Annotated in this window: 19 protein-coding genes and 1 other RNA gene; 17 read left to right on the forward strand and 3 right to left on the reverse strand. The window is 43.4% G+C overall.

The window, feature by feature from the left end; all coding sequences use genetic code 11:
* Positions 1-151: 151 nt before the first annotated feature.
* The gene (locus EKM76_RS09000) at positions 152-2,422 is read right to left on the reverse strand and encodes a PBP1A family penicillin-binding protein (RefSeq protein WP_125550344.1); all 2,271 of its coding nucleotides are present in this window, start codon (positions 2,420-2,422) and stop codon (positions 152-154) included.
* Positions 2,412-3,056, reverse strand: a complete 645-nt coding sequence (recU, locus tag EKM76_RS09005) for a Holliday junction resolvase RecU (protein WP_125550345.1) — start codon at positions 3,054-3,056, stop codon at positions 2,412-2,414. The genes EKM76_RS09000 and recU overlap by 11 nt, the downstream gene beginning before the upstream one ends.
* Positions 3,057-3,129: 73 nt before the next feature.
* Between recU and EKM76_RS09010 the strand changes: the two genes are divergently transcribed.
* The 5 genes from EKM76_RS09010 (at position 3,130) to EKM76_RS09030 (ending at position 6,570) form a co-directional block, all read left to right on the forward strand.
* Positions 3,130-3,696 carry a DUF1273 domain-containing protein gene (locus EKM76_RS09010; protein WP_125550346.1) on the forward strand — a complete coding sequence of 189 codons (567 nt, stop codon included), beginning with the start codon at positions 3,130-3,132 and terminating at the stop codon, positions 3,694-3,696.
* A 57-nt stretch (positions 3,697-3,753) separates the two neighbouring features.
* The gene (gpsB, locus tag EKM76_RS09015) at positions 3,754-4,104 is read left to right on the forward strand and encodes a cell division regulator GpsB (protein WP_125550347.1); all 351 of its coding nucleotides are present in this window, start codon (positions 3,754-3,756) and stop codon (positions 4,102-4,104) included.
* 12 nt (positions 4,105-4,116) lie between these two features.
* An RNA gene (gene rnpB / locus EKM76_RS09020) (RNase P RNA component class B) lies at positions 4,117-4,487 on the forward strand.
* A gap of 142 nt (positions 4,488-4,629) precedes the next feature.
* Positions 4,630-5,760: a THUMP domain-containing class I SAM-dependent RNA methyltransferase gene (locus EKM76_RS09025; protein ID WP_125550348.1), complete on the forward strand. Its 1,131-nt coding sequence runs from the start codon at positions 4,630-4,632 to the stop codon at positions 5,758-5,760.
* A gap of 207 nt (positions 5,761-5,967) precedes the next feature.
* Positions 5,968-6,570, forward strand: a complete 603-nt coding sequence (locus tag EKM76_RS09030; RefSeq protein ID WP_125550349.1) for a nitroreductase family protein — start codon at positions 5,968-5,970, stop codon at positions 6,568-6,570.
* 41 nt (positions 6,571-6,611) lie between these two features.
* On the opposite strand, the gene EKM76_RS09035 is transcribed toward EKM76_RS09030, so the two are convergent.
* Complete coding sequence (locus EKM76_RS09035; RefSeq protein ID WP_125550350.1) at positions 6,612-7,013, reverse strand: ribonuclease HI family protein; 402 nt, start codon at positions 7,011-7,013, stop codon at positions 6,612-6,614.
* 106 nt (positions 7,014-7,119) lie between these two features.
* Here EKM76_RS09035 and EKM76_RS09040 point away from each other — a divergent pair, with 106 nt between their 5' ends.
* The 12 genes from EKM76_RS09040 (at position 7,120) to EKM76_RS09095 (ending at position 20,832) form a co-directional block, all read left to right on the forward strand.
* The gene (locus EKM76_RS09040; RefSeq protein ID WP_125550351.1) at positions 7,120-7,533 is read left to right on the forward strand and encodes an EbsA family protein; all 414 of its coding nucleotides are present in this window, start codon (positions 7,120-7,122) and stop codon (positions 7,531-7,533) included.
* A gap of 80 nt (positions 7,534-7,613) precedes the next feature.
* Entirely contained in the window at positions 7,614-9,287 is a 1,674-nt protein-coding gene (locus tag EKM76_RS09045; protein WP_125550352.1) for a formate--tetrahydrofolate ligase, read from the forward strand.
* Positions 9,287-9,922 (forward strand): uracil-DNA glycosylase, encoded by a 636-nt coding sequence (locus EKM76_RS09050; protein ID WP_125550353.1) that lies wholly within the window; start codon positions 9,287-9,289, stop codon positions 9,920-9,922. Before EKM76_RS09045 ends, EKM76_RS09050 begins: the two co-directional genes overlap by 1 nt.
* A gap of 15 nt (positions 9,923-9,937) precedes the next feature.
* Positions 9,938-10,387 carry a signal peptidase II gene (lspA, locus tag EKM76_RS09055; RefSeq protein WP_125550354.1) on the forward strand — a complete coding sequence of 150 codons (450 nt, stop codon included), beginning with the start codon at positions 9,938-9,940 and terminating at the stop codon, positions 10,385-10,387.
* A 3-nt stretch (positions 10,388-10,390) separates the two neighbouring features.
* Entirely contained in the window at positions 10,391-11,305 is a 915-nt protein-coding gene (locus EKM76_RS09060) for an RluA family pseudouridine synthase (protein WP_125550355.1), read from the forward strand.
* Between the two features lie 257 nt (positions 11,306-11,562).
* Complete coding sequence (pyrR, locus tag EKM76_RS09065) at positions 11,563-12,099, forward strand: bifunctional pyr operon transcriptional regulator/uracil phosphoribosyltransferase PyrR (protein WP_125550356.1); 537 nt, start codon at positions 11,563-11,565, stop codon at positions 12,097-12,099.
* A 134-nt stretch (positions 12,100-12,233) separates the two neighbouring features.
* Complete coding sequence (locus tag EKM76_RS09070) at positions 12,234-13,508, forward strand: solute carrier family 23 protein (RefSeq protein ID WP_125550357.1); 1,275 nt, start codon at positions 12,234-12,236, stop codon at positions 13,506-13,508.
* 14 nt (positions 13,509-13,522) lie between these two features.
* Complete coding sequence (locus EKM76_RS09075; protein WP_125550358.1) at positions 13,523-14,458, forward strand: aspartate carbamoyltransferase catalytic subunit; 936 nt, start codon at positions 13,523-13,525, stop codon at positions 14,456-14,458.
* Entirely contained in the window at positions 14,455-15,741 is a 1,287-nt protein-coding gene (locus EKM76_RS09080; protein WP_125550359.1) for a dihydroorotase, read from the forward strand. Before EKM76_RS09075 ends, EKM76_RS09080 begins: the two co-directional genes overlap by 4 nt.
* A complete protein-coding gene (locus tag EKM76_RS09085; protein WP_125550360.1) occupies positions 15,738-16,811 on the forward strand; it encodes a carbamoyl phosphate synthase small subunit in 1,074 nt (357 codons plus the stop codon). Before EKM76_RS09080 ends, EKM76_RS09085 begins: the two co-directional genes overlap by 4 nt.
* Positions 16,812-16,835: 24 nt before the next feature.
* Complete coding sequence (carB, locus tag EKM76_RS09090; RefSeq protein ID WP_125550361.1) at positions 16,836-20,015, forward strand: carbamoyl-phosphate synthase large subunit; 3,180 nt, start codon at positions 16,836-16,838, stop codon at positions 20,013-20,015.
* A 13-nt stretch (positions 20,016-20,028) separates the two neighbouring features.
* Entirely contained in the window at positions 20,029-20,832 is an 804-nt protein-coding gene (locus EKM76_RS09095) for a dihydroorotate dehydrogenase electron transfer subunit (RefSeq protein ID WP_263853683.1), read from the forward strand.
* Positions 20,833-20,958 lie beyond the last annotated feature (126 nt).

Below are 20,958 nucleotides of genomic sequence, written 5' to 3' on the forward strand. Positions count from 1 at the left end.
CAATATTTTCTGGCCAGCTCGGCACCGCCGATATCATGGTCTAGATGTTCACTGATAATTTGCGCTTTTAAAACTGGGCTATATTTAACCATGAAAAAAGTACCTCACAATCATTAGACTCTTTGTCTAACAATTATGAGGCACTTCATTTTTATTGCTGAGCGCTGGATTGTGAACTACTTTGTGTTGGCTCAGATGAAGCCGAGCTTTGACTGGTCGCAGTTTCTTGACTAGCTTGGCTAGAGGATTCAATAGCTGAGCTAGAGGCGCTACTGACCGATGAACTGAAACTGCTGCTGGCTAAGCTACTGCTTGAACTACTGATCGAGCGACTGCTAGTTGTACTTCGAGCGACAGTTGTCGGCTGTGTGCCGCGGACAAAGAGTTCGCGACTGATCTGGCTACTAGCAGCGCCACTAGCTGCTAGTTGTGCAGGATTGGAGCCTTTAAGAATATTAGCAGCTACCACGCTACTAGGTTTGGTCCAATTCTTACTAGTAGCATTGGTTTCAGTATTAGTATACTGCATCAATTCGCGGTAAATGCTGCTGGCGATCTGTTGCTCGGTAGCGGTCAACCCGTGCTGTTGTGGCTGGTCATAACCAGTCCAAACTGAAATCGCATAGTCACGGGAATAACCTGTGAACCAAGAGTCTTTTGACATGCTACTGGAAACAGTGGTGCTTTTAGCAAGCTCATCGCTGGAATAATCAGTGGTCCCAGTTTTACCAGCTTGATAAACGCCACTGATCTGAGCGTTGGTACCAGTGCCGTCAGTGATAACATCCTTAAGCACATCCGTGATCATATAAGCAGTCGAGGACTTCATTGCTCGCTTACCATTAGGATCAAAGGTTTCGCTGGTCCCATCTGGTTTATCAATTTTATTAACTAAATAAGGCTTATAGTAGGTACCGCCATTAGCAAAAGCAGCATAGCCTGCAGCTTCTTGGAGGCTGGACACATCCGCACCGATGGCATTTTGTAATTCAAGCGGTTCGGAGAAGGTCACACCTAATCCCTTGATAAACTGGGTTGCTTTAGTGGTACCGACTTTATCTAATGTTCGTACTGCAGGAACATTACGTGATTGTGCTAACGCTGTCCGCAACGAAATGCGGCCAAGATACTTAAAGTCCCAATCGTATAACTGAGTTGATGTCCCAGCATAGGTGTATTTAGTATCATCCATTTGTTGGTAGGTAGAATAATTCAAGTATTCGATTGCGGGACCGTAATCGAGCATTGGTTTAATCGTTGAGCCACTACTGCGGGTGGTTTGCACTGCACGATTTAAACCGAATTGAACATTGCCGGTTTTACGGCCACCGATCATAGCGGTGACTTTCCCTGTTTTAACGTCGGTCATCGTGACTCCAGTTTGTAAAAGATCATCAGGGAAAGCAACGTAGCTGTCGGTATTGACGATATCATATAATCTTTGCTGCGCTTTAAGATTTAAATTCGTATAAATCTTTAAGCCGTCAGTGTATGGATTTAAGCCAGTTTTCTTTTTAACTTCGGCAACGACTTGGCTAATATAAGCGTCAGTCACATTGTCAGTATCAGTATTCTTTTGTTCTGCTTGATTGACTAGGCCGTCGGTGATTGGTACGGCTTCGGCCTGCTTAGCTTGTTGACTGCTGATTTTTTTGTTAGCGACCATTGACTCTAAAACAGTATCGCGCCGATCCTTTGCAACCGTTGGATTAACGTAAGGATCATAAGTGCTTGGTGCTTGCGGCATACCAGCCAGTAAAGCCAGTTGTGCTAAATTCAATTCCTTCAATGACTTACCGTAGTAATAATCAGCAGCGGTGCCCATACCATAGACACCATTGGCTAGATAAACTTTATTGATGTAAAATTCAAGAATCTGATTTTTAGAGTAAGAACGATCGACTTTAACCGCTAACCAAGCTTCTTGGGCTTTACGTTTTAAAGTTTGATCGGATGTTTTAGTTGAAAAAACCGATAATTTAATTAATTGCTGAGTTAAGGTACTACCACCTTGTAAGCCAGAACTACCACTCGCATTAGAAAATGCAGCCCCCAATATACGGACAGGGTCGATCCCGAAATTGGAATAGAAACGGCGATCTTCGGTGGAGACGATCGCATCTTTTAAGGTTTGCGGAATCGAATTACCAGAAGCATAGCTACGATTTTCTAGGCCTAAGGTGCGAATCTTAGCACCGGTACTATCGTAAATGACCGACGATGATTTACTCGCCAGTTGCGCTTGAGTTACTTTTGGTGCACTCATCGCGTAGTAGGTGAACAGACCGCCACCCGCCAGTAAGGCAAGAATAAAAATACCAAGTAGCCATAAAAAAACACGGCGAATGGGATGCTTTCTTTTTGGTTTTTTAGCGGTTGTTTTATGACGCGCAACACGTGATTGGTTGGAATTATTGGCCATGATGATCTCCTTTATTGATGGTTAACGTTGCAATTAAACGATCGATTGCAGCGAGGTATGGAATACGCGGTTTTAAGGCATAGTGAACTTCAAAACCAGCAGTTTCGATCTCGGTCAGTGGGATTGACTTACGACCACCCTTAATCTGTTGATCCCAATAAGTGATCAGCGGTGAAGCTGGGTAGACGAACAGACGATCTAAACTTACAAAACGCATGATCACAAAACAGATCCCCGCTTGTCGCAAACAATGGCGCATGTGTTCAATTTGGTGCTCGTGAAAGTTTTTTAATGGGAAGCTAGCTTTATTTTTCGTTTCTTTAGCCTCAAAGTCAAGGTAATGACCTTGGTAAACACCATTATAATCGGTGGTCGATGGTTGGCGAAAGTAAGCTTCTTTGATCACTGCGGCGCTACGCTTGGGATAATCGACCTTAACGATTTGTAATGGGATCGGTTTTTTATAGATAACGGCAATGTCGCGTGCACGATAAAACTGATTACTGTCATTAATTTCCTCTTCCAATGACATACCGCGATTATCGAAACGAGTATGGCTGCGCGCCATTTGCTTTTTTGGCTGCGCTTTGGCATCATTGTGGTAGAGGTTGCCATTTGGATAATGAAACGGCATATGATCACACTCCTAAGCCCTTATTATAGCAATTACTTGCGTTTTTTTGAAATAAAATTAAGAAGGGATGCCTATGCGGCTGTGGGTAACAGGTTACCGTAGTTATGAACTCGGCGTTTTCAGCGCCAATGAACCAAAGTTAAAAATTATTAAAGCTGCTTTGCAAGCAGAATTGATTGCACAGTTTGATCAAGGATTGGACTGGGTGATCAGTGGCGGTCAGTTAGGTACGGAACAATGGAGCCTAGAAGTGGCGACAACTTTAAAAAAAGATTATCCGGAATTACAGACCGCCTTAATGTTGCCGTTTGCTGATTTTGGTAAAAATTGGAACGAAGCCAACCAAACGGCGTTAGTGGCGCTGCAAGGTCAGGTCGATTTTTCTGCTGCGGTCAGTGATAAGCCCTATCATTCACCGAAACAATTAAGAAATTATCAAGAATTCATGTTGAAGCACACAGATGGTGCATTAGTGTTATATGATGATACAGCGCCGGGAAAAACTCACTTTACCGTCGATGCAATTCGGCGTTATCAACAAAAGCATGATTACGCATTAAGCTTAATTGATTTCGATAATTTGCAGGATACAGCAAATAATTATCAAGAAGAGCAAGAAAATGGTTTTCAAGCGGATTAAACTTTGCTATACTATTATCAGTCATAGCAATGACAATGTGCAATGAGGTGTATTGAAATGGATAATTTAAATTTTACAACTCAGGATATCCTCCAGAAAGAATTCAAAACTAAGATGCGGGGATATGATCCTGCTGAGGTTGACGAATTCTTAGATCAAGTGATCAAGGACTATGAGGCTTATGATGCCCGAGTAGATGATTTGTCGGGAAATAATCAGCGCTTACGATCACGTAACGATGAGTTAACCAAACAGGTTACGGTGAACAAGAATGTTCAAAGCGCGCAACCTAATCCAACGGTAACTAACTTTGATATCTTGAAGCGTTTGTCTAACTTGGAACGCCATGTTTTTGGTGCAAAGCTAGATGATAGCAACCAAGATGGGCCACGCAAGTTAAATAGTTAATTAACCGGTGTAAACTTCGGGTGATCGCGGTCTGCTTTTGCAGACTGAGGAAAGTCCATGCCCGCACAAGCTGCGATGCTTGTAGTGATCGTGCTTAGCCCAATAAGCTAAGGTACTGGGTAACCAGTAACGGCGGAGAACGTTGCTAAGGAGCAATCTATGCAGCTACTATCCTGAAAAGTGCCACAGTGACGATACAGTTTGGAAACAAACTGTTTGGAACGGGTAAACCCCGCGAGCGAGTAACCCAAACTTATGGTAGGGGCGTTCTATGTATGGAAATGAACGACGCATAGAAACAGATCTAGTATCTGTAGATAGATGATTGCCCTCGCTGATTGTGTTCCTGAGCCATTCAGCGAGACAAAACATGGCTTACAGAGGTTTACACCTTATCAGGAGACCCTTCATTTCGGTGGAGGGTCTTTTTTTTGAGAGCGAGCGTTTAAACAGGCATAAGCAGTTGCCTTTTTAAATACGTTTATAATAAAATATTAAATAATAAATCGTAAATGAGGAGATAACATGACAACGTACAATTTAATTGCCACCACGGCGAGTGGCATCGAAGCTTTAGCCGCCAATGAATTGAAAACATTAGGTTACAAAGGCCAAACGGAGAATGGTCGGATTCGCTTTACAGGGGATATAAAGGATATCATTCGCACAAATCTGTGGTTACGCACCGCTGATCGGATCAAGATCGTGGTTGGTGAGTTTGACGCCTTTACCTTCGATGATTTATTTGAACAGGTCAAGGCACTACCATGGGATGAGTATTTGCCACTAGACGCAGAGTTTCCCATGGCGGGGCGCTCGATCAAATCAAAACTATATAGTGTCCCTGATGTCCAACGCTTAGCAAAAAAAGCAGTTGTCGAGAAGTTAAGTGACGTGTATCATCGTCGTGGTCGTTTACCAGAAACGGGAGCGTTATTTGCCTTAGAAGTTAGTATTCTGAAGGACCACGTTATGCTGACTTTAGATACAACTGGACCAAGCTTGTTCAAACGCGGTTACCGGGTCGAAAAAGGCGATGCGCCTTTAAAAGAAAATATGGCGGCAGCTTTAGTTGCAATCACTAATTGGCATACTGATATGCCGTTCTTAGATCCAGTTTGTGGATCAGGCACGATCCCAATCGAAGCGGCGTTGAAGGGTTTAAATATTGCTCCTGGGTTAAAGCGGGCCTTTTCATTTGAAGACTGGGATTGGGTCAGCGCTGATCTAGTGGCTGAACAACGGGCGGAAGCTGCTGCAGCTCGGCGGGAAGATATTGTATTAGATATTATGGGTGCCGATATTGACGGTAGCATGATCGATATTGCTAAACTTAACGCTAATGAAGCTGGCGTACTGCGGGATATCGACTTTAAGCAGTTAGCAGTCAAAGACTTCCGGACTGACAAGAAAAACGGCGTGATCGTTGCCAACCCGCCTTACGGTGAACGTTTAAGTGATGCTAGCAGCGTTGAACAACTTTACGAGCAAATGGGTGACGTTTATCGGCCAATGACTAGCTGGAGTAAATATATCTTAACCAGTGATCTGGAATTTGAAAATTATTACGGCGAAAAATCTACGAAACGCCGGAAATTATATAATGGGGCCTTGCGCGTCGATTTATTCCAATATTGGGGTAAACGTGAGCACTAGCAACGGTAAGGTAACTAAATAAAAAAGTTACTTTAACTTACAACTTAAAAAAACAAAACCCAAAATTAAACCATCTGCTGAACTTCCTAAAATAAGGCTAAAACGTTACTCTAAACAGTAACGTTTTTTATTTAGCATAAAAGTTGACTTACTAAAAGTAAGCTGTTAAACTATAAAACATCAACCAATAAGGAGTGTCACTCACATATGAAAACAACTGTACTTGATTTATTAAAACAACGCCGTTCGATCTACGCTTTAGGTAAGAATGTTGCCGCCTCACAAGATGAAATTGCTAACTTAGTTAAAGATGTTGTCCGCGAAGCACCAACTGCTTTTAACGGTCAAACAACGCGTGCAATTGTTTTGTTTGGTGATCATCACGACCAGTTATGGGACATCGTCGTTAAACGTTTGAAAACTGAAGTACCAACGGAAGCTGTATATGAGGGCACTAAAGCAAAAATTGCTAGCTTTAAAGCTGGTTTTGGCACGATCATGTACTTCACTGATGAAGACATCGTTCGTAATCAGGAACAGCAATTTGAATTATACGCCGATAACTTTGCGGATTGGGCAGAACAAGCACAAGGTAACGCTCAATTATCAGTTTGGACTGCATTAGCTGAGAATGGTATTGGAGCAAGCTTGCAGCATTACAATCCAATCGTTGATGAGCTGGTTCATGAAGCGTTTGAAATCCCAGCTAACTGGCGTTTACGCGCACAGATGCCTTTTGGTTCGATTGAAGCACCAGCTGGCGAAAAAGAATACATGGATAATGAATCACGTTTCCGCGTACTAAAATAATTAATAAATTTACCAAAATAGCTGAATCAGACTTGATTCAGCTATTTTTTTGTGTTTAATTGGTTAAAGAGCGCTTGCTGTGCCAGCATATGTGGACCACGATGCTGGTGATCGGGCTCCCACACATGCAAGACTAGTGGAAAGCTACGTTCCAACGCTAAAATTTGATCGACTTCAACCTGAAAATGCTTCGCGTAACCTTTTTCTAAACTAGTGTAAACTAGCTTGCTATCGGTTCGTAATTCAAGTGTCTCATGGGTTAAACCACGTTCGTGTAGGGCGTGTAAACCAAATAGGACAGCTGCAAATTCGGCGTGATGATTATCCATTTCTGGCAGTACTTGCTTTAATTGTAGTCGTTGCTGGCTATAGCTGATCACTGCCCCAGCAGCGCTTGGCCCCGGTGAACCTTTAGTGGCGGCGTCAGTGGCAAGAATGATCATGGCTCAACTTCCTCCTATATTTCATATCTAGAAAAATGTAGTATTGTAATAAGCAACAAAAGGACGGCACAATATGCCGGCTTTATTATTTTAATGAGGTGACAAAATGCAACGCTCTTTTTATTATCAACCTAATCTATATTCTAGCATCATTTTTTGGTCGTGGACTTTCGTTATTTTGTTTGTTAGTGGTACTGGCTGGCTAGAGATCACGACCATTCAATGGTTTACAATTGTCACTTTTATTTTATTTTTAGTGATTGCGGCACTCGGTGTTTTCCGGCGGCGCTTAACTTTGGATACAGAAAATTCTAGTTTGATTTTACAACAAATATTACCACGACATAACCGAAGCATTAAATTTAATGAATTACAGCATGTCGTTGTAACCACACATGGTGTACGCTTTGAGCTCACCCGTTTGCCACATGTCACTATTTTAATGACTAAGAACCAAAAACAAAAATTAGTTGCCGCCTTAGACGAATTACGGACGACCGCGACTTCACGCCAGCCATAAAACACGGTATACTAATGCTATCGCAAAATGATCGACCTGCGAATGATTGCTAACTAAAATTAATTTAAGGGGTGTTTTGTTTGTCTGATATTGAAATTGCACAACAAAATGAGCAAAGTGAGATCAAGCCCATTCAAACGATTGCAGCACAAATCGGCTTAGGCCAACATGATATTGAACAATATGGTGAATATAAAGCTAAGGTCAAATTAGCTGCGTTGGACCAACGTACTTTGCCGCAAGAGCATAAATTAATTTTAGTAACCTCAATTAACCCGACCCCAGCTGGCGAAGGTAAATCAACAGTGACGATTGGGTTGGGAGACGCGCTTAATCGGCTGAATAAACAAACGATCATTGCACTGCGCGAACCTTCTTTAGGTCCAGTAATGGGGATCAAAGGTGGTGCAACCGGTGGTGGCTATGCGCAGGTCGTCCCAATGGAAGATATTAATTTACACTTTACTGGGGATATGCATGCGTTGACTAGCGCTAATAATACGTTAGCTGCATTAATTGATAACCATATTCAACAAGGTAACGAGTTACATATTGATCAGCGCCGCATCACTTGGAAACGGGCACTGGATATCAATGATCGTGCGCTACGTAATGTAGTTATCGGTCTCGGCGGGCCTTTCCAGGGGGTACCACGCGAAGATGGATTTAATATTACCGTTGCCAGCGAATTAATGGCTATTTTATGTTTGGCTACCAGCATTACCGATCTGAAAGCCCGGATTGCCCGGATTGTTATCGGTGATAATGACCAAAAACAACCAGTGACCGTAGCTGACTTGAAAGTTCAAGGTGCGATTACTATGTTGTTAAAGGACGCCCTAAAACCCAATTTAGTGCAAACGTTAGAACACACACCAACCTTTATTCATGGCGGGCCATTTGCTAATATTGCCCATGGTTGTAATAGTATTTTAGCAACAACTGCGGCGCTAAAGCTAGCTGATTATACAGTTACTGAGGCTGGTTTTGGTGCTGACTTAGGCGCTGAGAAGTTTTTAGATATTAAGGTCCCACAGTTAGGTAAACACCCCGATGCAGTGGTTTTAGTCGCAACGATTCGTGCGCTAAAATACAACGGTGGCGTGGCACTAGCCGATTTAAAAACCGAAAATGTTGCCGCATTAACGGCAGGTTTTGTCAATTTGAAGCGTCATATTAAAAATATGCAGCAATATGGCTTACCAGTGACTGTGTCAATCAACCACTTTGTTTCTGATACGGCTGCTGAAGTAACTGCATTACAAAATTTATGTGCTGAATTGAACGTACAAGCAATCGATACAAAAGTTTGGGCCAATGGTGGTGCCGGCGGGATCGATTTGGCTAACGCAGTGCTGGCTTCAATGCAAACAACTGTTGATTACCGGCCACTATATGACAACCAAGCTTCGATCACTGATAAAGTGACAACGATCGTACAGAAGATTTATGGTGGTCAAGCAGTGGAATTTTCCACTAAAGCCAAACGGCAAATGCAGACTTTTGTGGCCAATGGTTGGGATAAATTACCGATCTGCATGGCTAAAACTCAGTATTCCTTTAGTGATGATCCTAAGCAATTAGGGGCACCAACTGACTTTACGATCACAATTCGTGAATTTGTACCTGATTTAGGCGCTGGTTTCTTGGTTGCCTTAACCGGTAATGTTTTAACAATGCCGGGGCTACCTAAAAAACCAGCAGCCTTAAATATGGATGTAGCGGCGGACGGTACAATTACTGGCTTGTTCTAATGCCCGCTATTTTACCCGCAGCACTAATTACTCGTGGTCAGCAAACGATACAAGGTAATGTTGAAGGCTTCGTCCCTGGTAATGGTAACTTAACGCCGCACTTTATTTTGGTCGGTGAAGCCCCTGGTGAAACAGAGTTAGCTGTGCAGCAACCATTTACTGGTCGCGCTGGGGTTGAGCTGGATAAATCGTTGACTAAATTAGAGGTGACGCGCGCTGATATATTTATTACTAGTGCTTATCATAGCCGGCCGTTTCGGATCGTGACTAAAACAGCCAAGCGCACTGGCCAAACCTATCAGAAAAAAGATAATCGACCACCAACACAACGCGAATTGATTAGCCAGGCTTTTTTACTTGATTATGAGTTAGCTCATTTAGCGACTGATTTAATTTTAACTATTGGTAATGTGGGGCTAAAACGTTTATTGGGCAAAAATTATCAAGTTGGAGCAGTCCATGGCCAATTATTTACTGGACCAATTCAGCGATACGACAATACACGCAATAAGTTTGTTCCGACTGAACGAATTTATCGTGTGTTACCGACTTTTCATCCCGCGGCCGTTTTCTATAATCGCCAATTACAAGTTGACTTAGAGGCCGATTTAGCTCATTTTAAACAATTATTGTAGAAAGTAGGCCAATCTTTGCTTTATTTAATTTTAATGGCGGTAGTCGTTGGTTGCGATCAATTACTAAAGTCTTGGATCACCACACATTTAGCGTTGCAACAGGTCCAAAACCTGATTCCTAACTTGTTATCGTTAACTTATTTACGGAATAACGGTGCTGCCTGGAGTATTCTAGAAGGCAAACAACTTTTTTTCTTGATTTTAACGCCACTAGTTATCTTGGTATTGGCTTATTTATTATTTAAAGCACGCCATGAACAACGTTTATACGCGCTAGGTTTAAGTTTTATGATTGCCGGAGCGTTAGGTAATTTTATTGATCGTTTACGTTTTGGTTATGTAGTCGATATGCTGCAGCTAGACTTCATTAACTTTCCGATTTTTAATTTAGCGGATAGTGCATTAACCATCGGCGTTATATTAGTGTTTATTTATTTAATTTTTTTCGCAGATGAGAAGGAGTAATGTATGCAAGCAGAAAATTTAGCAATGACCATAACTGACGAGAACGGCCGGTTAGACAAGGTGATCAGCAGTTATTTTGAACAGTTATCACGGGCCCAAGTTCAACAATTGATCAAAACGGATAACGTACAAGTCAATGGTAAAATCGAAAAGGCCAAATATGCGGTGGTGGCTGGTGATCAGATCACGGTAACCGTGCCAGCACCAACTGCGTTAGATGTTCAACCACAAAATATTCCGTTGACTATTGTTTATGAAGATGACGATGTGATCGTCGTCAATAAACCACAAGGAATGGTGGTCCACCCCGCACCAGGTCATGCACAAGATACATTAGTTAACGCCTTGTTGTTTCATAGTCCGCTATCAACAATCAACGGCGTTATTCGCCCTGGCATCGTGCATCGCATCGATAAAGATACTTCAGGTTTGTTGATGGTAGCTAAAAATGATCAAGCCCACCTTAGTTTAGCGGCGCAATTAAAAGCTAAAACCAGCCAACGTGAGTATTTAGCCCTAGTACATGGCAACATCAAGGAAGATAAGGGAACGATCAACGCGCCGCTTGCACGCGCTAAGAATGATCGTAAGAAGCAGGCAGTGGTCGCCGGTGGTAAACATGCGGTCACGCATTTTGAAGTTTTGGAACGTTTCAATGAATATACGTTGATCAAATGTATCCTAGAAACTGGCCGTACCCACCAAATTCGCGTCCACTTACAATATATTGGTCATCCAGTGGCTGGCGATCCATTATATGGTCCTAAAAAAACGTTAAAAGGTCAGGGTCAATTTTTACATGCTGCTTTATTAGGCTTTAAACATCCACGAACAGGTGAACAAATGACATTCACTGCACCAGTACCACCAATTTTTGAAAAAGCGCTAACGAATTTACGAAAGCGGCTTGACAGTTAAGCCTAAATTCAGTATATTAAAGTTAATAAATGAATCGAGATCCTTTAAAATTAGTCCCGTGAGGCTAGTAAGGTGATATTAAATTAGGGCGGAATCTAACCTGATTTTAGTGAATCCTCTTGTCGCGCGGACAAGGGGATTTTTTTGTACCCACATACTCATGGCTGAACTTGACCATAAGCATCAATAAAATGATTAGCAGACTTGATGGATAACTGACTACTACAGTGAAGTAGTGCAGAAAGGCGGAATTGTTAATGGATAAAGAAGTTGTTGATGGCGTAACTATGAAACGCGCTTTAACGCGGATTACTTATGAGATCATTGAGCAGAGCAAAGGCACTGATGACCTAGTTTTGATCGGCATTAAAACGCGGGGTATTTATTTAGCTCGGCGGATTGCTGAACGAATGAAACAATTGGAAGGACTCACTGTCCCAGTTGGCGAGTTAGACATTACACTTTATCGTGATGACCTGCACCAACCGGGTCAAGATGAACCAACTGTTAATGGGTCGGATATTCCGGTGACAATTGAAGATAAGCACGTGATCTTGATCGATGACGTTCTGTTTACTGGCCGTACGGTGCGGGCTGCGTTAGACGCGCTAATGACGATCGGTCGGCCACAAAAGATTTCGCTGGCAGTTTTAGTTGATCGCGGTCATCGTGAATTACCGATTCGGGCTGACTTTGTTGGTAAAAACATTCCGACATCACTACATGAGCAGATCAAAGTAGCCGTCGAAGAACTTGATCAGCATGATAGCATACTGATCCAAAAAATGGATTAACCAAAAAACGATTTAATTGTCTCCAGAGAGAGCAAAATGGTTTACTGGGTTGCTTTGTATACCCACCAAACGCGCATTTTGCTGGCATTAGCAAAATGCGCGCTTTTTTTATAGAAATGTAGGGGGTTATTGTCATGCAGACAGAACATAAAAAAAATAATGTAGTTTTAGATATTGGTGATCGACCAGCGCCGCTACAATGGTTTGGCCTATCACTGCAGCACTTATTCGCCATGTTTGGTTCAACCGTCTTAGTTCCAATACTAGTGGGTTTAAATCCCGGGATTGCGATTCTAAGTTCAGGTATCGGTACCATCATCTATATCCTAATGACTAAAGGCAAAATTCCCGCCTATCTAGGATCTAGCTTTGCCTTTATTGTGGCCATGCAGGCGTTGATGAAAACGCAAGGTTATCCAGCCATTGCCCAAGGCAGTATCGCGGTGGGGGTCGTTTACCTAATTGTTGCTTTGATCATCAGCAAAATCGGTTCGGCTTGGATCGATAAAGTTTTACCGCCGATCGTCGTCGGGCCGGTAGTAATGGTGATCGGCTTATCGCTAGCTGGTAGCGCCGCAAATGACGCGATGATGAATAACAGCCATTATGACATTAAATTTTTCATTGTTGCTTTGATCACTTTAGGCTTAACGGTTTTCTTCAATATGTTTTTAAAAGGTTTTCTCAGCCTGATTCCAATTTTGCTGGGCATCGTCGGTGGTTACTTGGTTGCTGTGCTCTTTGGCTTAGTCGACTTCGCACCAGTTATGCAGGCGGCTTGGTTCGCCTTGCCGGCTTTCGAGGTTCCTTTTGTTAATTATCAACCAGGATTTTACTGGGGCGCTATTCTTGGTATGGCGCCGATTGCCTTTGTCACCATGACGGAACATATGGGACATATTATGGTGTTGGATCAATTAACTGGTCGTGACTTCTTCAAGGATCCTGGTTTACACCGAACTCTTTCTGGTGATGGTTTGGCGTCAATTGTGGCTGGTTTTATCGGTGGCCCACCAGTAACAAGTTATGGTGAAAACATCGGTGTTTTAGCCATAACCAAGGTCCACAGTGTCTTTGTCATCATTGGTGCCGCAGTTCTCGCAGTGGTCTTCGGTTTTGTTGGGAAGCTTAGCGCACTGATCATGAGCATCCCCAGTCCTGTTATTGGTGGCATCAGCTTCTTGCTGTTCGGTGTCATTGCTGCTAACGGGTTACGAATCTTAATTGATAATAAAATTGACTTCGATCAGAAACGTAACTTAATGATCGCGGCTACGATCTTAGTGATCGGTATCGGTGGTGCCTATCTACAACTAGGTCAGTTCCAGCTGACTGGTGTTGCCTTGGCCACCTTACTAGGAATCGTTTTAAACTTAATTTTACCAAAACAAGCACGTAACGAAGATTAGAACGGAGGAATAATATGATCGCTGAACCTTTAACTTGCCAACCAGAATTAGTTTCCATGCGCGATTTAGATGTTAACACTGTGACCGCATTAATTCACCGCGCCGAAGAATTTAAGCACGGGACCCAACTTGAATTAACTGAACCCGTTTATGCAGCTAACTTATTTTTTGAAAACAGTACGCGGACGCACACTAGCTTTGAAATTGCTGAACGGCGGCTTGGTTTATCCGTCGTCGATTTCAACCCCCAAGCTAGTTCTGTTAACAAAGGTGAAACTTTGTACGATACCTGCCTAACGCTAGCAGCAGTCGGCGTGCGATTGTTAGTTATTCGGCATCCCCAAGCAGCCTATTATCAAGCTTTATTGAATCAGCCGGCTTTACCAGTCGCTTTGATCAACGCCGGTGACGGTAGTGGGGAGCATCCTTCACAAAGTCTACTTGATATGATGACGATCAGCGAAAATTTTGGGGGCTTTAATGGCTTGAAGGTAGCGATCGTTGGTGATCTAAACCACTCACGAGTGGCGCGTTCTGATATGGAAGTACTAAAGAAATTAGGCGCACAAGTTTATTTCTCCGGGCCAGCAGCATGGTATGATGACCAATTTGCTCGTTTCGGTCAGTATTTACCGCTAGATGATTTAGTGGCGCAAGTTGATGTCATGATGATGCTACGGGTGCAACACGAGCGTCATAGTAACGATGCCGAATTTGATGCAGCAGCCTATCATCAGCAATATGGGTTGACACTGGAACGAGCAGCACGGATGAAGCCAGAAGCCATCATCATGCATCCAGGACCAATTAATCGCGGTGTTGAACTAGATGGCGCTTTGGTGGAAAGTCCGCACTCTAAATTTGTTGAACAAATGCAAAATGGTGTCTTTATGCGCATGGCAATGATCGAAAGTGTACTTCGCGGCAACCAATTAGGAGGCTTAGTATGAATTACCTGTTAAAGAACGGCCAGCTATTAGTTGATGAGCGACTGCAAGCGCAAGATGTTTTAGTGGTTGACGGTAAAATTGCAGCAATTGGGGCTGATTTGGAGGCAACAACGGCTACCGTGATCGATTTACATGGTGATTTTATTAGTCCGGGTTTAGTTGATCTTCATGTGCATTTACGCGATCCAGGGCAAACTTATAAAGAAACAATTAAAACGGGGAGTCAAGCGGCAGCACACGGTGGGTTCACCTTTGTTGGGGCTATGCCAAATTTGACCCCAGTACCAGATAATGCAGCACAAATACAGAAGATGGTGGTGCGCAATCAAGCAGAAGCTGTGATTCGTATTGGCCAATACGCTACGATCACCGAACAAAGAACAGCCGGAAAATTAGTTGATTTCCCGGCGTTAAAAGCGGCTGGCGCTTTCGCCTTTTCTAATGATGGTTCCGGAATTCAAGATGCTGATACAATGTATCAAGCAATGCGTGCTGCTAAAGCAGTTAACTTGCCGCTGGCGGCGCATGTCGAAGATGATAGTTTGCTGCATGGCGGGGTCATGAACGCTGGTGCCAAGGCAGACGAACTGGGCTTGCCGGGAATCAGTAATGTGGTCGAAACGGCGCAATTAGCCCGTGATTTAGTCTTAGCTCAAGCCACTGGTGTTCATTACCATGTTTGTCACGTTTCTACAGCTGAATCCGTTCAGATGATCCGGCTAGCCAAACAAGCCGGTGTGCAAGTCACTTGTGAAGTAACGCCACACCATTTATTACTTAGTGACCGCGATATTCCGGCGGACCAAGGTAATTACAAAATGAATCCACCGCTACGTAGTGAACATGATCGGCAAGCACTGATCGCCGGCTTGATCGATGGTACGATCGATTGTATTGCCACTGATCACGCGCCGCATGGAACCGATGAGAAACAACAAAGTATGCGTCAAGCGCCATTTGGAATCGTCGGCAGCGAAACGGCTTTTAGCTTACTGTTCACTAATTTTGTTAAAACGCGGATTTTTACACTTGCTCAATTGATCAATTGGCTCAGCTATCGACCAGCACAACTTTTTAACTTACCAACTAGCGGCCAGCTAAAAAGCGGCCAACCAGCAGATCTGGCAATTTTTGACTTAAAGCACCGCTATCAAATTACTGCAGACAGTCTCTATTCTAAGGGGAAAAATACGCCATTTATTGACAATCAAGTTTATGGTGAAACCGTATATACTTTAGTGGCTGGACAAATTGTTTACCAGAGAGGCGGCACAACAAAATGAAACGTTACTTAATTTTAGCTGATGGTTCAGTTTTTGCAGGCGAGGGCTTTGGTGCGCCACTGACCACTGCCGGTGAAGTTGTCTTCAATACCGGTATGACCGGCTATCAGGAAACGATCACTGACCAATCCTATAATGGTCAAATAATTACTTTTACTTATCCGCTAATTGGCAATTATGGCATCAACCGTGATGACTACGAATCAATTGCACCGACTTGCAAAGGCGTAGTGGTCCATGAAGTTGCCCGCCGTGCTAGTAATTGGCGTAATCAAATGTCATTAGATGAATTTTTGCAACGTAAAAATATTCCCGGAATCAGTGGCGTTGATACGCGGCGACTGACTAAACGACTACGGACAGCTGGCACAATGAAAGCCAGCATTGTCGATACAGTCGATGATCACGCATTTGATCAGCTGAACGCGCTGGTTATGCCCAAAAATCAGGTGCAGCAAGTTTCGACCACTAAACCTTATCCAAGTCCCGCCACTGGTCACAATGTTGTGGTGATCGATTTTGGCTTAAAACATAGTGTCTTACGTGAACTTTCAAAGCGCCAGTGCAATCTAACTGTTTTACCTTATAACACGACAGCGGCGGAGATATTAGATTTAGCCCCAGACGGCGTCATGCTGAGTAATGGTCCTGGTGATCCCAAAGATGTCCCCGAAGCATTGGACATGATTCGTGGTATCCAAGGTAAAATTCCATTATTCGGTATCTGTCTCGGCCATCAATTATTTGCGCTAGCTAATGGCGCAGACACATATAAAATGAAATTTGGCCATCGCGGATTTAATCATCCCGTACGAGAAATTGCAACTGGTCGAATTGACTTTACATCACAAAATCACGGCTATGCGGTTGACCCAGCTTCTGTCGAGCAAGCTGATCTACTAGTGACCCATATCGAGATCAACGATCAAACGATCGAAGGCTTGCGCCACCGTAATTATCCGGCCTTTTCCGTCCAATTTCATCCCGATGCGACGCCAGGTCCCCATGATGCCACTCATTTATTCGATGAATTCATGGAAATGATCGATGCTTTTGCCAAACGCGCATAAATTACGGAAAGGAGCGTCAGTACATTGCCTAAACGAACAGATATTCATAAAATTTTGGTGATCGGTTCTGGCCCGATCATTATTGGTCAAGCAGCTGAATTTGATTATTCTGGAACTCAAGCTTGTCTCGCCTTAAAAGAAGAAGGTTATCAAGTGGTGCTGGTTAATTCCAATCCAGCAACGATCATGACTGATAAGGAGATCGCTGATCAAGTTTATATCGAACCATTGACTTTAGAGTTTGTCACTCGCATTTTACGTAAAGAATTGCCTGACGCTATTCTACCGACCCTTGGTGGTCAGCAGGGTCTGAATATGGCAATGGAATTATCTTCTGCTGGAATCTTAGACGAACTGCATATCCAGTTATTAGGGACTAAACTAGATGCAATTGATCAAGCCGAGGACCGTGAATTATTTAAAAACTTAATGCAGCAACTAGCGGAACCAATTCCAGACTCCTTAAGTGTTAATACCGTTGAAGCTGCGGTCGAATTCGCTCGTAAAACTGGGTTTCCGGTCATTGTCCGCCCCGCATTTACCATGGGTGGTACTGGTGGCGGCATGTGCGATAACGAGAAAGAATTAGTCGAGATTGCCACTAACGCTTTGAAATTATCACCGATCACTCAGGCTTTGATCGAACAAAGTATTGCGGGTTTCAAGGAAATTGAGTACGAAGTTATGCGCGATGCCGCCGACAATGCATTGGTGGTTTGTAACATGGAAAATATTGATCCTGTCGGTATTCATACCGGTGATTCAATTGTTACTGCACCAGTACAGACGTTATCGGATAAGGAAAATCAGATGCTGCGTGACGCTTCGTTAAAAATCATTCGTGCTTTAAAAATCGAAGGCGGCTGTAATGTGCAGCTCGCACTGGATCCAAATAGCTTCCAATACTACATTATTGAAGTTAATCCGCGGGTTTCACGTTCATCGGCCTTAGCCTCCAAGGCAACTGGTTATCCGATCGCTAAAATTGCTTCAAAAATTGCGGTTGGACTGACTCTAGACGAGATCATGAATCCGATCACTGGTACCACCTACGCTGAATTTGAGCCGACCTTAGATTATGTGGTCACTAAGATTCCCCGCTGGCCATTTGATAAGTTCGCTAAGGGCGAGCGGCGGTTAGGTACCCAAATGAAGGCTACTGGTGAGGTTATGGCGATCGGCCGTAACTTTGAAGAGTCGTTGCTGAAGGCTGTTCGTTCACTGGAAATTGATACGCTGCATTTGGAATTGCCTGAATTGGCACAAGTTAGTGACGCTGAATTGACGGATAAACTGATCCATCCGCAAGATGATCGCCTGTTTTATCTAGCCGAAGCCTTACGCCGGAATTATAGCTTGAGTGAATTAAACGAGCTAACTAAAATTGATATTTTCTTTTTAGATAAATTACTGCACATCATTGAGATCGAAGCAGATTTAGCTGCGCATAAAGGTGATCTAGCAGTTTTAGAGCAAGCAAAACGTAACGGTTTTACTGACGCAAAAATTAGTCAATTATGGCAATTACCAGCAGATCAATTACGAGAAATGCGCCGTGAAGCTAATATTTGGCCAGTTTATAAAATGGTTGATACTTGTGCCGCTGAATTTGAATCACAAACTCCTTATTATTACAGTACATTTGAAGAAGAAAATGAAAGCCAAGTCAGCAAAAAGCCTTCAATATTGGTGATCGGTTCGGGCCCAATTCGAATCGGCCAAGGTGTGGAGTTTGATTATGCAACTGTTCATTCAGTTAAAGCCATCCAAAAGGCGGGCTACGAAGCGATCATTATGAACAACAATCCGGAAACTGTTTCGACGGACTTTTCCATTTCTGATAAGTTATATTTTGAGCCATTGACGTTTGAAGATGTGTTAAATGTGATCGAGCTAGAACAACCTGAAGGCGTTATTGTTCAATTCGGTGGTCAAACTGCAATTAATTTGGCGGCGCCTTTAGCAGCCGCCGGCGTGAAAATTCTCGGTACCAGCGTAGCAGATTTAAATCGGGCCGAAGATCGTGATGAGTTTGATCAAGTTATTCAGGAGCTAGCGATTCCGCAACCAGTTGGTGACACAGCCACAACTGAAGCAGAAGCGGTAGCAATTGCGACACGGATCGGTTACCCCGTACTGATTCGGCCAAGTTATGTTTTAGGTGGCCGGGCAATGGAGATCGTTGAAAAACAAGCAGATTTAGAAATCTACGTGCGCGACGCGGTCAAAGTTTCCAATGATCATCCAGTATTAATTGACCAATATCTAGTCGGCAAAGAATGCGAAGTTGATGTGATCTCTGATGGCCAGCAAGTCTTATTACCAGGAATCATGGAACATATCGAGCGCGCTGGTGTCCATTCAGGTGATTCAATGGCCGTTTATCCACCACAGTCATTATCACCAGCAGTTAAAGCACAAATCGTTGCTGCCGCTCAGAAATTAGCGGTGGCTTTGAAGTGTATCGGTATGATGAATATTCAATTTATTATTCATGAAGAGCAAGTCTACGTGTTGGAAGTTAACCCGCGCGCTAGCCGCACCGTCCCATTTTTAAGTAAGGTAACGGGGATCCCGATGGCACAGGTCGCCACCCAAGTTATTTTAGGCACCAGCTTAGACAAGCTAGGTTTTCATGATGGTCTATATCCTGAAAGCCAATTAGTTCACGTTAAGGCGCCAGTCTTTTCCTTCTCTAAATTGTATAACGTTGATAGTTTGTTGGGACCAGAAATGAAATCCACTGGTGAGGTCATGGGCAGCGATACAACTTTGGAAAAAGCACTGTACAAAGCTTTTGAAGCTAGTAAATTACATCTACCAGACTTTGGCACCGTTTTGTTTACGATTGCCGATAAGGATAAAGCCGAGGCCGCTGATCTAGCTAAACGATTCCGTGAAATTGGTTATCGCGTCATTGCCACTGCCGGCACAGCAGATTATTTTACTAGCAAAGCCATTAAAGCTAGTACGGTTGCCAAAATTAAGGACAACGTGGAGCAGGATATTTTACAACTATTAGATAGCGGCCATGTCCAAGTGGTCATTAATACCATGGACGCCGATCGTGACGTCGCTTCAGATGGCTTTCAAATTCGCCAAACCGCGATCGAACATGGTATTCCATTGTTTACTTCATTAGATACAGCTAACGCAATTTTACGGGTGTTAGAATCACGTTCGTTCACGACCTTACCGCTATAAAAATAACTTTAACCTGAAAAGGGGAGATTTTTCCATGTTACAGGAGAAAATGGTGGTTGTGCAACAACGACAACTAACTGCAGATGTTTTTGAACTGACCTTACAAGGAAAAATGGCGACGGTTAAAGCCACTGCCGGGCAATTTGTTGACGTTAAAATTCCTGATCCCAACCTTTTATTACGGCGGCCATTCGGTATTACCCAAGTTGATCCGCAAACCAAGCAACTACGTCTGGTTTATCGTGTTGTCGGCCAGGGAACCGCTGAATTAAGTCAAGTAACGCCTGGGACGCATTTAGATACCATCGGCCCATTAGGTCATGGTTTCCCCACTGATTTTTTGCAAGCGGGGCAACGCGCTTTGATCATTGGTGGCGGCACTGGTATTCCGCCGTTATATGCCTTATCGCAACAGCTAGTAGCGCAGGGCATTGAAGTGACCCACGCGATTGGTTTTGGTAAACAAGAACAAATTTTCTATGAACAGGAATTTCGTGCGCTTGGTGATGTCCATTATGCCACCGATGATGGTTCTTATGGCTTCCATGGTCATATTGGTTTGTTGCTAGATGCAGCAGACTTCGCTAAAACTGATTTTGCAGCAGTTTATGCCTGCGGGCCGCGGGGTTTGTTAATGGCCGTTAACAATCGTTATCGGGGTCATCCCCATGCCTATATTTCACTAGAAAGTCGGATGGCTTGCGGCGTAGGTGAGTGCTATGCTTGTGTCGTGCCGGCGCAAGGGCAACAGAAAATGTACAAGGTTTGTGATGATGGCCCAGTATTTGCAACGGGGGTAACGTCTAAAGTTCCATGAAACCCAAGTTCAAAACCGGATGTTCAAGGGGGGATGACGATTAATATATGGAATCACCGTTCACGGATGAATCGAACTTAATTCAGGTGTTGCTTCTCACTGGATCTTGCCTATTTTATGTGTTCT

It is taken from the genome of Loigolactobacillus zhaoyuanensis (assembly GCF_003946385.1).
Classification (GTDB): Bacteria; Bacillota; Bacilli; order Lactobacillales; family Lactobacillaceae; genus Loigolactobacillus; species Loigolactobacillus zhaoyuanensis.